The organism is Agrobacterium tumefaciens (assembly GCF_009649785.1).
Taxonomy (GTDB): domain Bacteria; phylum Pseudomonadota; class Alphaproteobacteria; order Rhizobiales; family Rhizobiaceae; genus Agrobacterium; species Agrobacterium tumefaciens.
In genome coordinates this window covers 14,500-31,860 of the sequence record NZ_WJOK01000017.1, presented here as the reverse complement: position 1 = coordinate 31,860, position 17,361 = coordinate 14,500, and the positions used below count along the sequence as shown (strand labels likewise).

General features: G+C 58.9%; 16 protein-coding genes. 9 read left to right on the top strand and 7 right to left on the bottom strand.

Going from position 1 to position 17,361, the window contains the following annotated elements; all coding sequences use genetic code 11:
• The first annotated feature begins 86 nt into the window (after nt 1-86).
• The 3 genes from GH784_RS18050 to GH784_RS18040 all read left to right on the top strand — a co-directional run bounded on the left by GH784_RS18050 (nt 87) and on the right by GH784_RS18040 (nt 1,745).
• Nucleotides 87-434, top strand: coding sequence for a YunG family protein (locus GH784_RS18050; RefSeq protein ID WP_003512467.1), 348 nt, complete (start codon nt 87-89; stop codon nt 432-434).
• Nucleotides 435-610: 176 nt separating this feature from the next.
• Nucleotides 611-925, top strand: a complete 315-nt coding sequence (locus tag GH784_RS18045) for a hypothetical protein (RefSeq protein WP_065704763.1) — start codon at nt 611-613, stop codon at nt 923-925.
• A gap of 187 nt (nt 926-1,112) precedes the next feature.
• Nucleotides 1,113-1,745 carry a DapH/DapD/GlmU-related protein gene (locus GH784_RS18040; protein WP_013635872.1) on the top strand — a complete coding sequence of 211 codons (633 nt, stop codon included), beginning with the start codon at nt 1,113-1,115 and terminating at the stop codon, nt 1,743-1,745.
• A 47-nt stretch (nt 1,746-1,792) separates the two neighbouring features.
• Here the strand turns inward: GH784_RS18040 and ppx are convergent, their stop codons facing one another.
• The 4 genes from ppx to GH784_RS18020 form a co-directional block, all read right to left on the bottom strand.
• Nucleotides 1,793-3,316 (bottom strand): exopolyphosphatase, encoded by a 1,524-nt coding sequence (ppx, locus tag GH784_RS18035; protein ID WP_003512464.1) that lies wholly within the window; start codon nt 3,314-3,316, stop codon nt 1,793-1,795.
• Nucleotides 3,313-5,511, bottom strand: coding sequence for an RNA degradosome polyphosphate kinase (locus GH784_RS18030; RefSeq protein WP_075807550.1), 2,199 nt, complete (start codon nt 5,509-5,511; stop codon nt 3,313-3,315). Before GH784_RS18030 ends, ppx begins: the two co-directional genes overlap by 4 nt.
• Nucleotides 5,512-5,609: 98 nt before the next feature.
• Nucleotides 5,610-6,338, bottom strand: a complete 729-nt coding sequence (gene hdaA, locus GH784_RS18025; protein ID WP_013635869.1) for a DnaA regulatory inactivator HdaA — start codon at nt 6,336-6,338, stop codon at nt 5,610-5,612.
• A gap of 2 nt (nt 6,339-6,340) precedes the next feature.
• Nucleotides 6,341-7,480: an AI-2E family transporter gene (locus GH784_RS18020; RefSeq protein WP_003512458.1), complete on the bottom strand. Its 1,140-nt coding sequence runs from the start codon at nt 7,478-7,480 to the stop codon at nt 6,341-6,343.
• 296 nt (nt 7,481-7,776) lie between these two features.
• Here GH784_RS18020 and purM point away from each other — a divergent pair, with 296 nt between their 5' ends.
• The 3 genes from purM to GH784_RS18005 all read left to right on the top strand — a co-directional run bounded on the left by purM (nt 7,777) and on the right by GH784_RS18005 (nt 10,590).
• Nucleotides 7,777-8,850: a phosphoribosylformylglycinamidine cyclo-ligase gene (gene purM / locus GH784_RS18015; RefSeq protein WP_003512456.1), complete on the top strand. Its 1,074-nt coding sequence runs from the start codon at nt 7,777-7,779 to the stop codon at nt 8,848-8,850.
• On the top strand, nt 8,847-9,521 hold the full coding sequence (gene purN, locus GH784_RS18010; protein WP_065704765.1) for a phosphoribosylglycinamide formyltransferase: 675 nt from the start codon (nt 8,847-8,849) through the stop codon (nt 9,519-9,521). Before purM ends, purN begins: the two co-directional genes overlap by 4 nt.
• A 133-nt stretch (nt 9,522-9,654) precedes the next feature.
• The gene (locus GH784_RS18005; protein WP_065704766.1) at nt 9,655-10,590 is read left to right on the top strand and encodes an omptin family outer membrane protease; all 936 of its coding nucleotides are present in this window, start codon (nt 9,655-9,657) and stop codon (nt 10,588-10,590) included.
• A 317-nt stretch (nt 10,591-10,907) separates the two neighbouring features.
• Here GH784_RS18005 and GH784_RS18000 read toward each other — a convergent pair whose 3' ends face one another.
• Both GH784_RS18000 and GH784_RS17995 read right to left on the bottom strand, forming a co-directional pair.
• The gene (locus GH784_RS18000) at nt 10,908-11,531 is read right to left on the bottom strand and encodes an NUDIX domain-containing protein (RefSeq protein ID WP_065704768.1); all 624 of its coding nucleotides are present in this window, start codon (nt 11,529-11,531) and stop codon (nt 10,908-10,910) included.
• Between the two features lie 66 nt (nt 11,532-11,597).
• On the bottom strand, nt 11,598-13,817 hold the full coding sequence (locus tag GH784_RS17995) for a molybdopterin-containing oxidoreductase family protein (protein WP_065704985.1): 2,220 nt from the start codon (nt 13,815-13,817) through the stop codon (nt 11,598-11,600).
• A 29-nt stretch (nt 13,818-13,846) separates the two neighbouring features.
• On the opposite strand from GH784_RS17995, the gene GH784_RS17990 reads away from it, so the two are divergent.
• A complete protein-coding gene (locus GH784_RS17990; protein ID WP_003512446.1) occupies nt 13,847-14,710 on the top strand; it encodes a 23S rRNA (adenine(2030)-N(6))-methyltransferase RlmJ in 864 nt (287 codons plus the stop codon).
• A gap of 4 nt (nt 14,711-14,714) precedes the next feature.
• Here GH784_RS17990 and GH784_RS17985 read toward each other — a convergent pair whose 3' ends face one another.
• The gene (locus tag GH784_RS17985; protein ID WP_065704770.1) at nt 14,715-15,656 is read right to left on the bottom strand and encodes a lysylphosphatidylglycerol synthase domain-containing protein; all 942 of its coding nucleotides are present in this window, start codon (nt 15,654-15,656) and stop codon (nt 14,715-14,717) included.
• Between the two features lie 199 nt (nt 15,657-15,855).
• Here GH784_RS17985 and GH784_RS17980 point away from each other — a divergent pair, with 199 nt between their 5' ends.
• Both GH784_RS17980 and GH784_RS17975 read left to right on the top strand, forming a co-directional pair.
• Nucleotides 15,856-16,629 (top strand): ribonuclease T2 family protein, encoded by a 774-nt coding sequence (locus tag GH784_RS17980; RefSeq protein ID WP_065704772.1) that lies wholly within the window; start codon nt 15,856-15,858, stop codon nt 16,627-16,629.
• A 33-nt stretch (nt 16,630-16,662) separates the two neighbouring features.
• Nucleotides 16,663-17,259 carry a glutathione S-transferase gene (locus tag GH784_RS17975; protein WP_003512441.1) on the top strand — a complete coding sequence of 199 codons (597 nt, stop codon included), beginning with the start codon at nt 16,663-16,665 and terminating at the stop codon, nt 17,257-17,259.
• Nucleotides 17,260-17,361: the final 102 nt, after the last annotated feature.

Below are 17,361 nucleotides of genomic sequence, written 5' to 3'. Positions count from 1 at the left end.
CGGCCTGCAAAAGGAAGCGCGGCGCTCCGTTACTGTACCGACCCAACCTGACCCGGAACCCGGTTCCGAAACAGGAAAGACCCGTCATGCAGGACAATGCCGAACGACTGTATTACGCCCTGAGGAAAAGCTGGTCGCTCGAAACCAGCAGCCTGTGGTCGAGAGAAAACCCAGCCAGGGGGCAAGGCGGCGTTACAGCTCTTGTGGTGCAGGATATTTTCGGTGGCGACCTCGCCAAAACCGTCGTTAGCGGCGCCGACCATTTCTACAATATCGTCAACGGCACCCGCTGGGATTTCACCTTCACCCAGTTCGATATTCCGGTCGGTTACGAGGACAGGCCCGCCACCCGCACGGAGGCGATGGCAAGGGCCACGCCCCTGCAATATGCCTATCTCAGCGCCTGTATCAGGAAGGCGCTGGGGCACGGTTGAATAATAACGGCTTGTAGCGAGGCGACCGGTTTGTCTCGGCGACAAACCGATTTCGGCCTGTCGTGTTTTTCGTTTGCGGTTTCAAATCCACAACTTCAGCTTCTCCTCTCAAAGCAGACACAATCCATGGCATAGTACCGCAGGTAAACGAGGTGTGCCGAGAGGAGAGTTGTGCGATGAGTGAGAGCTGCCCGGTCCTGACGCCCGCCGAACGGCAGGTTCAGGATATATTGCAACGGACAGAATCGGCGATGGTGTCCACTATTTTCGCAGCGCTTGAGCGTGCAAGCAAACAAGCTGCTGAAGAACTCCAGTCAATCGGGTCTGAAATACAGCCACCGCCTCATGACTATTTTGCCGCTGTCGCACACCAGCAGCTTTTCCTGCTGCTATGCGGAGCCGACCTGGAAACATTCGAGGGCGGAGATCCCGAAGTCGCGCGTCACATCATTCAGAATGCCCAAAACATATCCGATCATTACTGGAAGTAAAAAAGCTGCGACCGCGGATGGTTCCGGCGGCTGACGGCCCTGTGTGAAGCCAGATTTCGTTCCACGCAAAGCGCGTACACGATCTGCATTTCAAAAGGATATTTGGCCTAATCGGCTTGCCTTCGCAATTTCACGTCATATGCCCTTCATAGTCGCCGGTTACGCAGGCCGAAATCCGGAGACAGGCATGCACTCAACCGCACAACTCAATCGCCCCAAGCTCGCAGAGACAGTTATCCATTCGACGGCAAGCATAAGGGACTCGAACATAGGTAGCTGCTGCGAAATTTTGGCCGATACCTCTCTGCACAACGTCGAACTCGGGAATTACTCCTACCTCGGACCCCGTTGTATTGTCGGTGATGCGACAATCGGGAAATTCTGCGCTATTGCCGCGGACGTCAGGATTGGCGCACCGAACCATCCAATGGACCGACCGTCCATGCACCGTTTCAGCTACTGCCCGGAATATTACGCTACAGAGGCGGTGCGCGACGACGCTTTTTTCGATCGCCGCAAGGAGGATCGCGCCGTCATCGGTCACGATGTCTGGATCGGTCACGGGGTCATCGTGCTGCCGGGCGTGAAGGTTGGAGACGGCGCCGTGCTCGCAGCAGGCGCGGTCGTCACCAAGGACGTGCCGCCCTACACCATCGTCGGCGGTGTTCCCGCGAAGATCATTCGCGAGCGGTTTTCGCAAACCGTGGCGGGGAAGCTTGCCAAAATCGCCTGGTGGGACTGGCCCTTCGAAACGATCATGGCGCGGCTAGCCGACTTTCAATCAAGCGATATCGACGCCTTTTGTCAGCGCTGGTCATAGTATAGCTCCACAACTGTCTGCGGTGCCAAATGGCCGGCGTCTGCCCGTTACTCGAACACAAACGCCAACCGCTTGCCCGTCAGTTTCGCCAGTTGCTGCAGGCGTCCGTCCAGACGCTCGCCGGCAAAATCGCAATAGGCGTGTGGCACGACGAATTCCAGATCCAGATCCGGATTGGTGGATTTGCGGAATTTCAGGTGATCGACGACACCGGGCATGGAGGCTGAGAAGAGGTAAACGACGCGCAGCAGGCCGCCCAGCAACTTGCCGAGTTCCAGCAGGCGGTCACCCGCCATGGCGGCAAGCGGCTGTGTGGTACCGTTGTCGTTCAACCCTTCGAAGCGGTAATAATTGGCAAGTGCAATATAGGCGCGGCCCGGATGGGTGATCGCCACGAAGGAGGAGTGGGCGATGATGTTGAGCGCCTGGAGGCCGCGATAGTCCGGATGTGCACGCCAGCTGATATCTGCCAGAAGGCAGGCCGCCTGCCGGTAACGGCTTTCCTCTTCCGTCTCCTCGATGCCGAAGACCGGAAAGGTGCGGCCGCTCCAGTCGGCCAGTTCGCGCGCATGTTCGGGCGAACGGGCACGCAGAATGGCAAGCTCGTCGGCCGTGACCAGCAGCGGGTCGGTATCCCGCTCCGCTTCCGTCAGCAGCGAATAAAGATAACCTTCGCGCACGCCCTGCGCCGAGAAGGCGATCGTTGCCGGCTTCATCGCCTTTAGAACTTCACGCATAGCGATGGCGCCGAACGGCAGAAGCGAACGGCGGTTCTTGGAGACCGCCTGCCAGGCCGGGTCCTTGCTATCCCTGGAGACGATGACTTCTTCCAGAAAATTCAGCATTTCCGCCAGCGGCAATTCATATCCCTGCATCATGTGCAGCGGATAACCCGTGATCTCCATGTGCAGCTTTGCAATGTTTCGCCACGTGCCGCCCACGGCATAAAAGGTACGCCCCTCGCCGGCCGCCAGCAGCTTTGCGAAAGATTTGACGTGCTTGCGGGCAATTGTCGTCGCCTTCTCCAGCGAGCCATCCGATTGTTCCGACAACCGAAGGCCGCCGAGCGGCAGGGTGATGCCCTCGCCGCAGTTCTTGCCCTTGATGTCGATGAGTTCCAGCGAACCGCCGCCCAGGTCGCCTGCAATGCCATCCGGGTCGTGGAAACCGCTGATCACGCCATAGGCGGAATAAAGCGCTTCCTTTTCGCCGGACAGGACCTCGATCTCGCAACCAAGTATGGCTTCGGCTTCACGGATGAAATCCGGGCCGTTTTCCGCTTCACGCGCTGCCGCTGTCGCCAGTACGTAGAGTTGCTGCGCCTGCGCCTGTTCGGAAAGCGCATGGAAGCGACGCAGCGCCATCAAAGCCCGGCTAACGCCTTCCTCATGCATCCGGCCCGTGAGGGCCAGTCCCTTGCCGAGACCGCAAAGGACCTTTTCGTTGAACAGCACGGCGGGCGCGCGGGAAAGACCTTCATATACGACGAGACGAACGGAGTTCGAACCAATATCTATGACGGAAACGGGGGCAAGGCCGGTCAGCCGCCCCTGTGCTTCTGATCGAGTCATTCAGCCTGTTTCTTGCGGGAAGAAATCAACCCGGCAATCAATTTGGGCGCACTTGATTTCAGGGCTTCACCACGTCCGGAAAGGCTGGGATTGGTCATGAAATAGTGCTGCGCGTTGAACGGTTCTTCGCCTTTACGCACCTCGATGCGCCTCGACGTTCCGTCCGCAAGTATCTCGTAGCTCTGCTGGTTGTCAATGAGATTGCCCAGCATAATCTGTGAAAGAACCTGCTCGTGCACGGTGGGGTTGGTGAGCGGCACCAGCGTTTCAACGCGGCGATCAAGGTTGCGCGGCATCATGTCGGCTGAGCCGATATAGACCAGCGCCTTGTCGGACGGAAGGCCGAAACCATTGCCGAAGCAGAAGATTCGGCTGTGCTCGAGGAAGCGGCCGACAATCGACTTGACGCGGATATTGTCCGACAGACCCGCAACCTGTGGGCGCAGGCAGCAAATGCCGCGCACGACGAGATCGATCTCCACGCCAGCCGCGCTGGCGCGGTAAAGCGTATCGATAATCTCGGGATCGACCAGCGAGTTCATCTTCATCCAGATCGCCGCCGGCGCACCGCGCTTGGCGTGCTCGATCTCTTCGTTGATGTGCTTCACGATGCGCGCACGCAGCGTATAGGGCGAAATGGCGAGCTTCATGCCCTCTTCCGGTTCGCCGTAACCCGTGATGAAGTTGAAGATATTCGCCATGTCATGGGCGATCTTCGGGTTGCAGGTGAAGAAGGACAGGTCGGTATAGATCTTGGCCGTGATCGGGTGGTAGTTGCCGGTGCCGAGGTGGCAATAGGTTCTGAGCTTGCCGTCCTCGCGGCGCACCACCATCGACATCTTGGCATGCGTCTTGAGTTCGATGAAGCCGAACACCACCTGCACGCCGGCCCGCTCCAGATCGCGCGCCCAGCGGATGTTCGCCTCTTCGTCGAAACGCGCCTTCAATTCGACCAGCGCGGTCACGGATTTGCCGGCTTCCGCCGCGTCGATCAGCGCGCGAACGATCGGGCTGTCGTTGGAGGTGCGGTAAAGCGTCTGCTTGATGGCGAGCACTTCGGGGTCGCGCGCAGCCTGCAACAGGAACTGCACAACCACGTCGAAGCTTTCATAGGGGTGGTGAACCACCATGTCTTTTTCGCGGATGGCGGCAAGGCAATCGCCGGCATGTTCACGCACGCGCTCGGGGAAACGGGCGTTGTAAGGCTCGAACTTCAGATCGTCGCGCGGTGCGCGCACGATTTCCGAGATGGTGTTGAGGGCGAGCAAGCCGGGTAGAACGGCAACGCGATTATCAGGCACGCCAAGCTCGTGCACCACGAACTGGCGGAGCGACTGCGGCATTTCGCTGTCGGTCTCAATGCGGATAACCGAACCGCGGCGGCGGCGCTTCAGCGCGCTTTCGAAGAAGCGGACCAGATCTTCCGCCTCTTCCTCCACCTCGATATCGCTGTCACGGATGATGCGGAACGTGCCGAATCCCCGGACGGTATAGCCCGGATAAAGACGGTGAATGAACAGGCCGACCACATCTTCAAGCGTGATGTAGCGGATGGCGTTTTTCTCATCCGGCAAACGAACGAAGCGGTCGAGCGCCGTCGGGAGACGCAACAGCGCTGTCATCGGCTCGCGGCCGTTGACGCTGTCGAGCTGCAGGCCCATCGAGAAACCGAGGTTCGGAATGAAGGGGAACGGGTGCGCAGGGTCGATGGACAGCGGCGTCAGCACCGGGAAAATACGTTCCTCGAACTCGGTGCCCAGCCAGGTACGATCCGCTTCGGAAAGTGCGGCAGGCCGCACGATGAAGATTTCTTCCTTGGCGAGATATTGCTGCAGAACGGCAAGCGAAGCCTGCTGCTCCATCTGCAGGTTGTCGATTTCCTTCAGAATGTCTTCCAGCTGCTCGGCCGGTGTCTTGCCGTCAGGTGTCTTGACCGTAATCTTCTGGCGCACCTGGCCTTCGAGGCCGGCGACGCGGACCATGAAGAATTCATCGAGGTTGGCGGCGGAGATGGACAGGAAACGCAGCCGCTCCAACAGCGGATGATCCGTGTTCAGCGTTTCTTCCAGAACACGGCGATTGAACTGGAGCCAGGAGAATTCGCGGTTGATGAAGCGCGCGGGGCTGTCCCAGAGGTTCTCGCCCTCGGTCATCGGCTGAACCTTGTTGAAGTCGTCCTGCACAATAGCGTCCATGTCCTGTACCATCCCCTGACTTTCCGTCCCGTGATCCTGCTGCATCCCGCGATCGTCCCTCTTGCCCGTATAACAGTTTGACGACGGAACTGTGACAGTCAATCGACCTCCAGCCCGCTACCCCTTGTCCCTTCGCCCATCGCGTTGAGGACTTCCGCCGCCAAGGGACGGGTTATCCTTGTTCCACGCGAGAGCGCCAGCCTGTCGATACGGTCCACAATCGTCTGCGCCGTATCGAGTGAACGCTCCATTCTGTTGACGATGTAGCCTATGAGTTTGTCATCCATATAAAGCTGCCGGTCGGCGAAGAGTTTCACCAGAACCTGTGCCAGAAGACCCTCGTCGGGCTCGCCCGTCTCCACCACAGTCACGGCTTTCAGGCGTGAGCGCAGGTCCGGCAAGGTCACCGGCCATGCGGCCGGCCATTGCCGGCTGGTCATCAAAAGCGTGGTGCCGTGCTGGCGCACGCTGTTGATGACATGGAAAAGTTCGGTGTCGTCAAAACCGCGGCGATCGGCATCCTCAAACAGAACCGGTCCGGTTTCGGCAAGGCGCGCAGCGCCAACACCGGCTTGCGGGTGAATATCCTGCGCGCTGCTGATATTTTTCCAGATATTGGCGAGATGCGATTTTCCCGAACCCGGAGGCCCGGCCAGCACCACCACGGGCGAAGGCCAGTTCGGCCATTCATCCACAAGGCTGACGGCAGCCTTGAGCGAGTCGGACACGAGAAGATCGTCCCTTCCAGAAGCGGACTGGTGTGAGAATGCGAGCGGCAGCTGCTCGGCCTTCGACCGGGCGTTGTCGTTTTTGATTTGGTCAGTCATCGTTAGCCCTGAGAGTCAACCTTGCCGGAGGACGTTTCCTGTTCTTCCCAGGGAAGGTTGGCGGCGTGTCCATGGTAAAGATCGCTTTCAAGATATCGCGACAATGCAAAGCGGACAAGCACGCCAACGGCTGCCGCCGCCGGCACGGCGACCAGAAGGCCGACGAAACCGAAAAGCGCACCGAAGGCGAACAATGCGAACATCAGCCATACCGGATGCAGGCCGACGCTGCTGCCGACGAGCTTCGGCTGCAGGATGTTGCCTTCGATGAACTGGCCGGAAAAGAACACGGCAAGTGTCAGAAATACATAGATATAATCAGGCCAGAACTGCACGATGGCGACGCCGACGGCAAGGATGAGGCCGACCATCGAACCAATATAGGGAATGAAGCTGATAAGGCCGGAGAAAAGGCCGATCAGCAGGCCGAAATTCAGGCCCACCAACGACAGGCCGACAGCGTAATAAACACCAAGGATGAGGCAGAGCGACCCCTGCCCGCGCACGAAGCCGGCAATCGTCCTGTCCATGTCGCGGGCGATCTGGCGGACCGTATGCACGTAGTCGCGCGGTATCCAGCTATCGACCTTGTCGATCATCCGGTCCCAGTCGAGCAGCAGGTAGAAGGCGACGACGGGTGTGACGACCAGCAGCGACATGACATCGACCAGCGATTTACCGGAATTCCAGATCTGCGTCAGCAGGGTGCCGATGAAGCCCGCGCCTTCGGTCAGCAGCTTGGAAAAATTCTCCTTCACTGCATTGATCTGGTTGCTCACCCAGTCAGGCAGCAGATTGGCGTCCGCACCGGCGATCAACTGCTGCAGGGACGAGACATATTGCGGGATGCGCGTGATGAATTCGGATGCCTGGGCGGCAATCAGCGGAATGATGATGATGAGCGACAGCGCGAAAATCAGCACGAAGGAGACGAGGATAACGACGGTGGCCATCAACCGGCTCAGGCCTCGGCGCTCCAGCCAGTCGGCAACCGGATCGAGAAAATACGCAAGTGCCATGCCCGCCACGAAAGGCAGGAGGATGGAGCTGAAGACCATCAGGAAAAAGATAAAGACGGCAAGCACGCCTATCCAGAAAAAAACCTGCCGGCGCAGGCTCGTACCGCTCACATGGGGTTGCATCCGTTCATCCTCTTGTCGCCGTGCCGTCATTGCCCATGATGGAGATAGGATGCGCATATGCACATGGTCAAGGCCGGTGGCCCGGTAGCGATAGACACGGCAGTTACCAGGTCTGTGCAACAACGACGGGTTTTCAAGTCTGCGCTGCGCATATCGCCGTCGAGAGGCCCGAGGCACACAAAACGTCAAACCATCGCAAAGCCGTTAAAAACCGGAGCTTTTGCCACTCAAACCCTTGCATCAGGCCCCGTCCCGTGCGAATGGCGACGCCAAAGGAACCAGCGGAGACGAGAGCGATGAGCCAGTCGGGCAAGAACGGTCTTACCTATAGTGACGCAGGTGTGGATATCGACGCCGGCAACCTGATGGTCGAAAAGATCAAACCGGCGGTGCGCTCGACGCGGCGTCCCGGCGCGGATGGCGAAATCGGCGGCTTCGGCGGCCTGTTCGATCTGAAGGCCGCAGGCTTTAACGATCCGGTTCTGGTGGCCGCCAATGACGGCGTCGGCACCAAGTTGAAGATCGCCATCGACGCGAATTTCCATGACACCGTCGGCATCGATCTCGTTGCCATGTGCGTCAACGATCTCGTCGTGCAGGGCGCAGAACCGCTGTTCTTCCTCGACTATTTCGCGACCGGCAAGCTCGACCCGGATCAGGGCGCTGCCATCGTTTCCGGCATTGCTGCCGGCTGCCGCGAATCCGGCTGTGCGCTGATCGGTGGTGAAACCGCTGAAATGCCCGGTATGTATTCCGATGGCGACTACGATCTCGCGGGCTTTGCCGTAGGTGCTGCCGAACGTGGCCAGCTTCTGCCCGCCGGCGATATTTCCGAAGGCGACGTCATTCTTGGACTTTCGTCCTCCGGCGTTCATTCCAACGGTTTTTCGCTGGTGCGCAAGATCGTTTCGATCTCCGGTCTTGACTGGGACGCCCCGGCACCCTTCGCAGATGGCAAGAAGCTTGGCGAAGCGCTGCTGACGCCGACGCGCATCTATGTAAAGCCGCTTTTGAAGGCAATCCGCGAGACCGGCGCGCTGAAGGCGCTGGCGCATATTACCGGCGGCGGCTTCCCGGAAAATATTCCGCGCGTTCTGCCCAAGCATCTCGCCGCCGAGATCGATCTCGACGCGATCGAGGTTCCGGCTGTGTTCTCGTGGCTTGCAAAAACCGGTGGCGTTGAAGCCAAAGAAATGCTGCGCACGTTCAACTGTGGTGTCGGCATGATCGTGGTCGTTTCGGCTGAAAATGCCGCCAAGGTCACCGATGCTCTGACGGCGGAAGGCGAGACCGTGTTCCCGCTCGGCCGCATGGTCGCCCGCGAAGAGGGTGCGCACGGCACGATCTACAAGGGCGCCCTCAGCCTATGATGAGCGCCGCCTCTCGATCTGGCCGCGCACGTGTCGTCGTTTTCATTTCCGGCAGCGGCTCCAACATGGTGTCGCTTGCCAAGGCCTGTCAGGAGACGGATTTTCCGGCCGAGATCGCCTGTGTAATTTCAGACAAGGCGTCGGCAGGCGGGCTGGAAAAGGCACAGGCGTTCGGTATTCCCACGCTCGTTTTCGAGCGCAAGACCTATGCCAGCAAAGCCGAGCATGAGGGCGCCATTCTGGCCGCACTTGGCGAGATTGCGCCTGATATCATCTGTCTTGCCGGTTACATGCGGCTGATCTCCGGGGATTTCATCGCCCCCTATGAAGGCCGCATCATCAATATCCACCCTTCCCTGCTTCCGCTTTTCCCCGGCCTGCACACCCACCAGCGCGCCATCGACAGCGGCATGAAGATTTCCGGCTGCACCGTACATTTTGTAACCGAAGGCATGGACGAAGGCCCGACGATCGCGCAGGGCGCGGTGCCGGTTCTTTCCGACGACACGGCCGAGACGCTGGCGGCGCGGATACTCACTGTCGAGCATCAGCTCTATCCGCTGGCCCTCAAGCAGCTAGCAGAAGGCAAGGTGCGGATGGAAGGCGGCAAAACTGTCTCCAGCGGCGACGCAAGTAAATCCGAGTATCCCAGCCTGATTTCTGTTTACTGATAAATATTTCACTAAAGTACAAAGATACTTAAAGTGGTATTTCCTCTAAAATAAACCGAACGTTTACCATAATCACCTTTAATGCCCGCAACGGCCCCGCATTTTGGAGCCCTCCGGTCATTCAGGAGCGATTATGCTATTTTCGAGGTTTTCCCTGCCGCTTTCGGCCGTTTTACTGGTAGGTACGAGCCTGCCGCTCGCCGCCGAGCAAAGCGGCATCACCGCTTCGCTCGATGCCGGTGTTCTTAATCTCCGCGCGACGGAAACCGTTCATATCGGCGGCAGAAAGCTGAGCGAGCTCGAATGGGAAACGAAAAACGCCATGGCGCTGCGCGGCTCTCTCGGGCTTGAGCTTGCACCCGGCTGGCGTGTGAAGGCGGAAGGCCGCGTCGGCTTCGAAGGCGATGGCTACATGACCGATTACGATTGGATAGCGCCTTTTTCCAGGGACAGCTCTAAAAACAACTGGAGTCACCGCTCCCAACATGACGATACGCGGCTTGATCATTATTTTTCGGGAAGCTTCGAACTCAATCGCATGTTGCTGGACGATCCGCAGCAATATCTCAGTGCCGGTGTCGGCTTCCGTTACACGGATGTGCAATGGTCTGCCTATGGCGGCAAAGGCGTCTACAGCCTTTTCTCACCACGGGACCTGAGTGTAAGATTCAATGATGACGTCAAAGGCATCACCTACCGTCAGCAGATCCCGGTTTTCTACGGCAATCTGGCCGGCGGCCAGAGGTTCGGCAACTGGTCCCTGAATGCCGGCCTCGAAGGCGGCGCGATGGTCTATGGTAAGACAACCGACGACCATCATCTCCGCGACATGCGCTTCACCGATAAATTCGATGTTGCGGGCATGTTCGGGGTGAAGGCAGGTGTTGCCTATGACCTCACCGAAAATGCTTCGATCTATCTCGACGGCGCGTATGACTATACCAGCCTCGGGCGTGGAGACACCCACTATAGCGGTTCAGGAGCCGGAGGCCCGTCATCGGAAAAGAATGCCGGCGGCGGCAGCTTGCAGTCGATCTTCGTGGGGGCCGGCGTCAAGGGCCGGTTTTGATTTCGAAGGTAGTCTTCTGCCTCCCAAAAATAGCCGCGCCTTTGAAAAGGACGCGGCTTCAATTAATCATCTACGTGCCCACCCTCAGGCATTAAAACCAGTCCTGCTGCCAGACATAATCGCGATAAGCCCAGGGCGGCGAATTAACGAGAGCGGACTTGGGATAGATCTTCTGCAATTTGGCACCGAAGGTCGACACGCCGGGAACGAGGCCAACTTCCCACTGGAAATGCCACCATTCCGCACCGAGATAATCGCCACCCTTCTCGAAAGCCGCGCGTGCACGGACCAGCTTGAAGCCGTTTTCCGGACAGCACTCAGCGTGAAATTCTGTCCCGATTCAACATCGCCCACTGCAACAGAATAATCGTCTTGGAATCGGTGATTTCGCCGGACGCGATCATCGCGAAGGCTTCGTCGAGGCCGTAGGTCAGAACCTCCAGATCCTCGCCTTCGGTTTCCAGACCACCGCCGCTGCCAGCCTGCACGTCGAGATCGATGCGGGCGACGAAGAGGCTGACTTTTTCGGTGAGCGTTCCCGGGCTGGCATACATGTCGAACAGGTATTCGACCTTTTCCACCGCGTAGCCAGATTCTTCCATCGCCTCACGGCGAATGGCGTCGGCGGCGTTGTCGTCATCGAGGAGCCCCGCTGGCACTTCGATCATGAAGCTTGGATCGCCGTTCACGAAGACGGCAGGGCGGAACTGGCGCACCATCACCACGCTGTCGCGTTTGGCATCGTATAGAAGGATGGCGGCGGCGCTGCCATGGTCATGCACTTCCCGCACGATGCGCATCGTCCTGCCATCCGGCATGCGCTGGTCGAAAATGAGCTTCTGCATATGCACGAAGCCCTTCCACACCGTTTCCTTTTCCACCAGCCGGACCCTGCCGGAATCAGTGTCGGCCGGAGCGTTTTTCGCTTGCGTCTGTGTCACCGGATATTCCCTTGCCTGTCGCGGAAGTGTTCAGCTTGGCCCTGTTGCGGTGCAATATCAAGCCTTTCAGGCTTCCTCGTCGCGGTGGAGCCACACCTTATTGTCGTGGAAAGCCGCGCCGCCATAGGGGGCGACGGCATCGGCGCCCGTCAGAACATTGATACCCTCGCCGTCCAGATGCGCCTTGTTGGGCCACAACCCTTCGGCAACCAGAACGCCGGGCCTCGCACCCTCCACGATTTTCGCATGGAGGCGCACTTCGCCGCGGCCATTGCCGATACGCACGATGTCGCCATCGGCTATACCGTTGCGGGTGGCGTCCTCAAAACAGATCATCACTTCCGGACGGCCTTCCTTCTGCACGGAGGTTTTCGTTTCCGCGAAGGTGGAGTTGAGGAAGTTGCGCGCTGGCGATGTCGCCAGTCGGAAAGGATGCTCTCCGTCGGCGGTTTCGATGACATCTACCTGATCCGGGAATTTCGGAAATTGCGCAACCGGTCCCATCACGCCGATGTTTTTCGGCGGTTTGTTTGGAGACGGCCCTGTCGCCCATTCGGGGCTGAAACGGAATTTTCCGTCACCATAACCAAAGCCCTCGAGATAATGCGCCACCTCGAAAGAGGGCTGCGCATCGATCCATTTTTCTTCCGCCAACGTATCGAAATCGCCCCAGCCGCTGACTTTCAGCATATGATCGACATGGTCGCGGGCTGAAAGACCGAAGCCCGGCATATGGTCAATACCAAGACGTTTCGCCAGTTCTTCGATGACGAAGAGATTGGTGCGCACGGTTTCCGGCGGCTCCACCAGCTTGGGGCCAAGCAGAATGTGGTTCTGGCCACCGGCGCGGTAGATGTCGTCATGTTCAAGGAACATGGTGGCCGGCAGCACGATATCGGCCAACTCGGCCGTCTCCGTCATGAATTGCTCATGCACGGCAACAAAAAGATCGTCGCGCAGGAAACCCTGTTTCACCAGCCGCTGCTCGGGTGCGACATTGACGGGGTTGGTGTTCTGGATGAGCAGCGCCGTCACCGGGCCACCATGTCGCAGCGCTTCCGCATCCCCCGTCAGCACGCGGCCGATCTGCGACTGGTCGAGCTGGCGCACGTTGGGGTCGGCATAGGCTGTGCCCATCAGTTCCGCCTTGTTGAGCCGGAAGATATCGCCGTTATTGTGGAAGGCGCCGCCGCCTTCATATTGCCAGGAGCCAAGAACGGTGGCGATCGAAAGGGCGGCATGCATGGCGACCGCGCCGTTGCGCTGGCGGGCGAAACCATAACCGAGCCGGAAGAACGTCTTTTTCGTCGTGCCCACGAGCCTTGCGAAATCCTCGATTTCCTCCACGGAAAGACCGGTGATTTCGGACGCCCATTGCGGCGTCTTCGATTTCAGATGCTCTTCAAGTCCCGCCGGATCGTCAGCGAAGCGCGCCATGTAATCGCGGTCGGCATAACCATCGCGGAAGGCAATGTGCATGATGGCGCAGGCAAGCGCCGCATCGGTGCCGGGACGCAGGACGATGCGCATATCGGCCTGTTTCATGGTCGGATTGTCATAGATATCGACGACGACGATCTTCGCGCCACGTTCCTTGCGGGCTTTTACCGCATGGGTCATGACGTTGACCTGCGTGGCGACAGCATTCGTGCCCCAGATGACGACGACATCGGCCTTGCCGATTTCGCGCGGATCGGGCCCGCGCAGCGCGCCTGTACCCATCACGTAACCCGTCCAGGCCATGTTGGTGCAGATCGATCCGAAAAAGCCGGAATATTTCTTGGCGTGACGCAGGCGCTCGATGGAATCGCGCTGAACCTGTCCCATGGTTCCGGCATAGAAATAAGGCCAGATGGCTTCGGCGCCGTGCTTTGCCTCAGCTTTGACGAAGGCGTCGGCAACCTCGTCCAATGCCGCTTCCCAGGATATCTCCTGCCAGTCGCCGGCACCCTTCGCACCCTTGCGGCGCTTCGGGGTCAAAAGACGGCCGGGATGATAGATACGCTCGGAGTAACGCGCCACCTTGGCGCAGATGACGCCGGCAGTGTATGTATTGGCATTGGCGCCGCGAACGCGGCCGATGCGGCCATCGGCAGTGATGTCCACTTCCAGCGCGCAGGCGCTCGGACAGTCGTGCGGACAGACTGTGTGGCCGATGCGCATGGCACTTTCGGCTTTCGGGGTGGCGTTTTTAGCGGAAATCGGGGTCGCAAGGTTCATGTCTTTTCTATATTGCATCAGCGACGCGGCAAAAAGGCCGAAGTGACGTCCATCAAGAATATTCATCATCCCCATCGGGAAGCGAGACACATCCCATGAACTATCGCCACATCTACCACGCCGGCAATTTCGCGGATGTTCTCAAACACGCCGTTCTCGCCCGTCTCGTCCGTTACCTGCAGAACAAGGACAAGGCGTTTCGGGTGCTGGATACTCATGCCGGCATCGGCCTCTACGACCTGTCATCGGAAGAGGCGCAGAAGACAGGCGAGTGGCAGACCGGCATCGGCAAGCTGATGGACGCCGATCTGCCGGCCCCTGTCGCCGAATTGCTGGAACCCTATCTTTCCACCGTCAGGGAACTCAACCCCGAAGGCGGCATGCAGTTCTACCCCGGCTCGCCAAAGCTCGCGCGCATGCTGTTCCGCCCGCAGGACCGGCTTTCGGCCATGGAACTGCACCCGGACGACGCACGCGCGCTGGCGCGTCTGTTCGAGGGAGATTATCAAGTTCGGGTGACGGAGCTCGATGGCTGGCTGTCGCTTGGCGCGCATCTGCCGCCGAAGGAAAAACGCGGCCTCATCCTCGTCGATCCGCCTTTCGAGCTTGAAAATGAATATCAGCGGCTGGCGGATGGGTTGAACAAGGCATATCGGCGTTTCTCCACCGGCACCTATTGCCTGTGGTATCCGCTCAAAAAAGGCGCACCGATCAAGGATTTCCACGAGCGGCTGCAATCCTTCGATATTCCGAAGATGCTGTGCGCGGAACTTTCCGTGAAAAGCGACCGGCTGGAAGGCTTGAGCGGCTCAGGCCTCATCGTCGTCAACCCGCCCTACACGCTGAAGGATGAGCTGCACACGCTGCTGCCATTCCTGAAGACGGTGATGGCGCAGGACAGATACGCCTCGCACCGCGCCTTCTGGCTGCGCGGCGAGGAAAAGCCGGAAGAGGATTGAGAGCTTACCCTAACCCCTTCCGCGCCTGTGCAAGCTGCGATCGCTCAAAGAACAGGATCACGAACAGCGCCATGACGAACGGGATGATGAGGTAGAACAGCCGGAACACCAGCAGCGCCGCAATCACGTCAGCCGGGTTCATATCAGGCAGGCCGGTGACGAACACCAGCTCCAGCACGCCAAGCCCGCCCGGCGCGTGCGAGATGAGCGCCGCGGAAAAGGAAATCAGGAAAATCCCGAGAATGACCATGAAACCGGGATTTCCGGCTTCCGGCAGCGCGAAATAGATGATGCCTGCAGCTCCGATCAGTTCGATCGGACCGATGACCAGCTGTTGCGCCACCAGTTTCGGCACGGGATATGGCAGAAAAAACGAACCGATTTTCAGCGGCCGCAGCTTCAAAAGACTGCCGAGCACATAAAGTGCGACGATGGCGAGCAGCAGGACGCCGGTTGTCGTTGACGCTTCCACGGGCAGGATGCCGGTAAAGCGCTCGGTAATGTCCGGTTCATAGACCAGCACCAGTCCGATGAGCATGATCGTTCCGATGATGAAGGTGAAGGAACAAAGGCCGACGAGAATGCCGACTTCGGCAGCGCTCAACCCCTTGGAAGTATAGGCCCGGTATCGGACGACGGCACCGGAAAACACGGATGCCCCGACATTGTGGGAAAGCGCGTAGGTGGTGAAGGAGGTGAGCGTGATGAAGAACCAGTTTACCTTCCGGCCGAGATGCTGGAGAGCGATGCGGTCGTAACCGGCAAGGGCGGCATAGGCGACAAGCGTCGACAGGCCGGAGCACACCCAGTCCCGCGCGCGAATGGCCGTGAGGCTTTCCCATAGATCATCGAGTGAAAGACCGCGCAGCTCGTGATAGAGCAGCCAGGCCGAAAAACCGATCGTTGCCAGACCAATGACGGGCCAGATGTATTTCTTCAATGTCATGCGGTCATGCCCGCCTATTTCCCCCAGCTTCACCCCAACCCGATTTCCGCACTCCGCAGAAGATTCGTTCGACTCTATTCGTTATGCGGCGAAGCTTTCAACCTTTTTGCCCGTTTGCCTCGTTCACAAATTTATGTAAGACCGCTTTGTCGTCTGCGGGCGATACGAGGTCGTCCATTTTCCGGAGAACGTGCACGAAATGAAGCGTTATGCCGGTTTCATCGCCCTCGGTCTTCTGTCGCTTGCGGCCCTTTGGTTTTCGCGGGAAAATCCGGCCCCGACCGGTTCTGCAACCAACCGGCAGACCCAATCCCAAACGCAGCCCGCCGGCACTTCCAGGCCCGAAACATCCCAGCCGGAAATTGCCCGACGAGACACGGGCAAAAACCCTGTGCCCGCCGGAACAGGCTTCGATTTTTATGTGCTTTCGCTCTCCTGGTCGCCGGCGTTCTGCGCCAGCTCCGAAGGTTCCGGCAATCGCCAGCAATGCGGCAGCAACAGGCGGTACGGTTTCGTCGTGCACGGGCTCTGGCCGCAAAACGAAACCGGATACCCCGAATTCTGCACGAGCAGCGAGCCGGACCGTGTGCCCGACGCAATCGGCCGCACGATGTTCGACATCATGCCCTCCATGGGCTTGATCGGCCACCAGTGGCGCAAGCACGGCGCCTGCTCCGGCCTTTCGCAGAAAGATTATTTTTCGGCAACACGAACCGCCTTCGAGGCGGTCAAGCTGCCGGAGACGATTGCCTCGGGCGCTAAAGGCGCCTCTCTTTCCGCCGACGCCATCGAAACCGCCTTCACCGACGCCAACCCCGGCATGTCGAAACGCGGCGTCTCGATCAGCTGCGACGGAAAACGCCTTGAGGAAGTCCGTATCTGCCTCAACAAGGACATGACATTCCGCGATTGCCCTGAGCTTGACCGCAAGGGCTGCCGCGTCAGCGCTACCGAAATCGTCCCCATTCGCTAATACCCACACATCAACATATGTCAGGACCCGACTATGGAACTGCTTTATTCCGTCACTTCTCCCTACTCCGCCAAGGTGCGCATGGCCGCCCGCCATCTCGGCATCGACATTACCAACGTCGCCGTCGACACCAATGCCGAGCCCGCGACGCTGGTTGACAACAATCCGCTCGGCAAAATTCCGGTCCTGCTTCTAGACGATGGCGGCTCGGTCTATGACAGCGTCGCGATCATGCACTATCTAGACCGCCTTTCGGGCGGCAAGCTCTACCCGAAAAAGAACGGCAAGCGCACCGAAGCGGAAATTCTGGAAGCGCTCTGCGACGGCATCATGGATTGCCTGCTGGCCATCGTTTACGAGCGCCGTTCCCGCCCGGAGGACAGAGTTCACCAGCCATGGATCGACAAGCAGTGGAAAAAGGCGGTGAAGGGTCTGGATCATCTCAACGCCAACCTGCCGAAAACCGGTAAGAAGCTGCATGGCGGACATTTCGCCCTTGCGGCGTTGATCGGTTATCTCGATCTGCGTTTTGCAGGTGAATGGGCCGAAGGGCACGAGGCGCTGGCGCAATGGCCGGAAACATTCGGCAAGCGTTTCGAAGCCTATAAGGACATGAGGGCTGCCGCCTGACGCCAATGTGAGCGCCATGCCTGGCCTGATCGCCGGGCATGGATGCTGTAACTGATGGCAAAAACGAAAAAGCCGGGGCGTAAACCCCGGCTTTTCTTTACC

What these genes read in the sequence shown, in the direction of transcription:
- GH784_RS17995 (WP_065704985.1), bottom strand. Translation starts at nt 13,817, where the DNA reads ATGAATATTCTTGATGGACGTCACTTCGGCCTTTTTGCCGCGTCGCTG.
- GH784_RS18005 (WP_065704766.1), top strand. Translation starts at nt 9,655, where the DNA reads ATGCTATTTTCGAGGTTTTCCCTGCCGCTTTCGGCCGTTTTACTGGTA.
- GH784_RS17985 (WP_065704770.1), bottom strand. Translation starts at nt 15,656, where the DNA reads ATGACATTGAAGAAATACATCTGGCCCGTCATTGGTCTGGCAACGATC.
- purN (WP_065704765.1), top strand. Translation starts at nt 8,847, where the DNA reads ATGATGAGCGCCGCCTCTCGATCTGGCCGCGCACGTGTCGTCGTTTTC.
- hdaA (WP_013635869.1), bottom strand. Translation starts at nt 6,338, where the DNA reads ATGACTGACCAAATCAAAAACGACAACGCCCGGTCGAAGGCCGAGCAG.
- GH784_RS18020 (WP_003512458.1), bottom strand. Translation starts at nt 7,480, where the DNA reads ATGCAACCCCATGTGAGCGGTACGAGCCTGCGCCGGCAGGTTTTTTTC.
- purM (WP_003512456.1), top strand. Translation starts at nt 7,777, where the DNA reads ATGAGCCAGTCGGGCAAGAACGGTCTTACCTATAGTGACGCAGGTGTG.
- ppx (WP_003512464.1), bottom strand. Translation starts at nt 3,316, where the DNA reads ATGACTCGATCAGAAGCACAGGGGCGGCTGACCGGCCTTGCCCCCGTT.
- GH784_RS17975 (WP_003512441.1), top strand. Translation starts at nt 16,663, where the DNA reads ATGGAACTGCTTTATTCCGTCACTTCTCCCTACTCCGCCAAGGTGCGC.
- GH784_RS17990 (WP_003512446.1), top strand. Translation starts at nt 13,847, where the DNA reads ATGAACTATCGCCACATCTACCACGCCGGCAATTTCGCGGATGTTCTC.
- GH784_RS18045 (WP_065704763.1), top strand. Translation starts at nt 611, where the DNA reads ATGAGTGAGAGCTGCCCGGTCCTGACGCCCGCCGAACGGCAGGTTCAG.
- GH784_RS18050 (WP_003512467.1), top strand. Translation starts at nt 87, where the DNA reads ATGCAGGACAATGCCGAACGACTGTATTACGCCCTGAGGAAAAGCTGG.
- GH784_RS18040 (WP_013635872.1), top strand. Translation starts at nt 1,113, where the DNA reads ATGCACTCAACCGCACAACTCAATCGCCCCAAGCTCGCAGAGACAGTT.
- GH784_RS18030 (WP_075807550.1), bottom strand. Translation starts at nt 5,511, where the DNA reads ATGGACGCTATTGTGCAGGACGACTTCAACAAGGTTCAGCCGATGACC.
- GH784_RS17980 (WP_065704772.1), top strand. Translation starts at nt 15,856, where the DNA reads ATGAAGCGTTATGCCGGTTTCATCGCCCTCGGTCTTCTGTCGCTTGCG.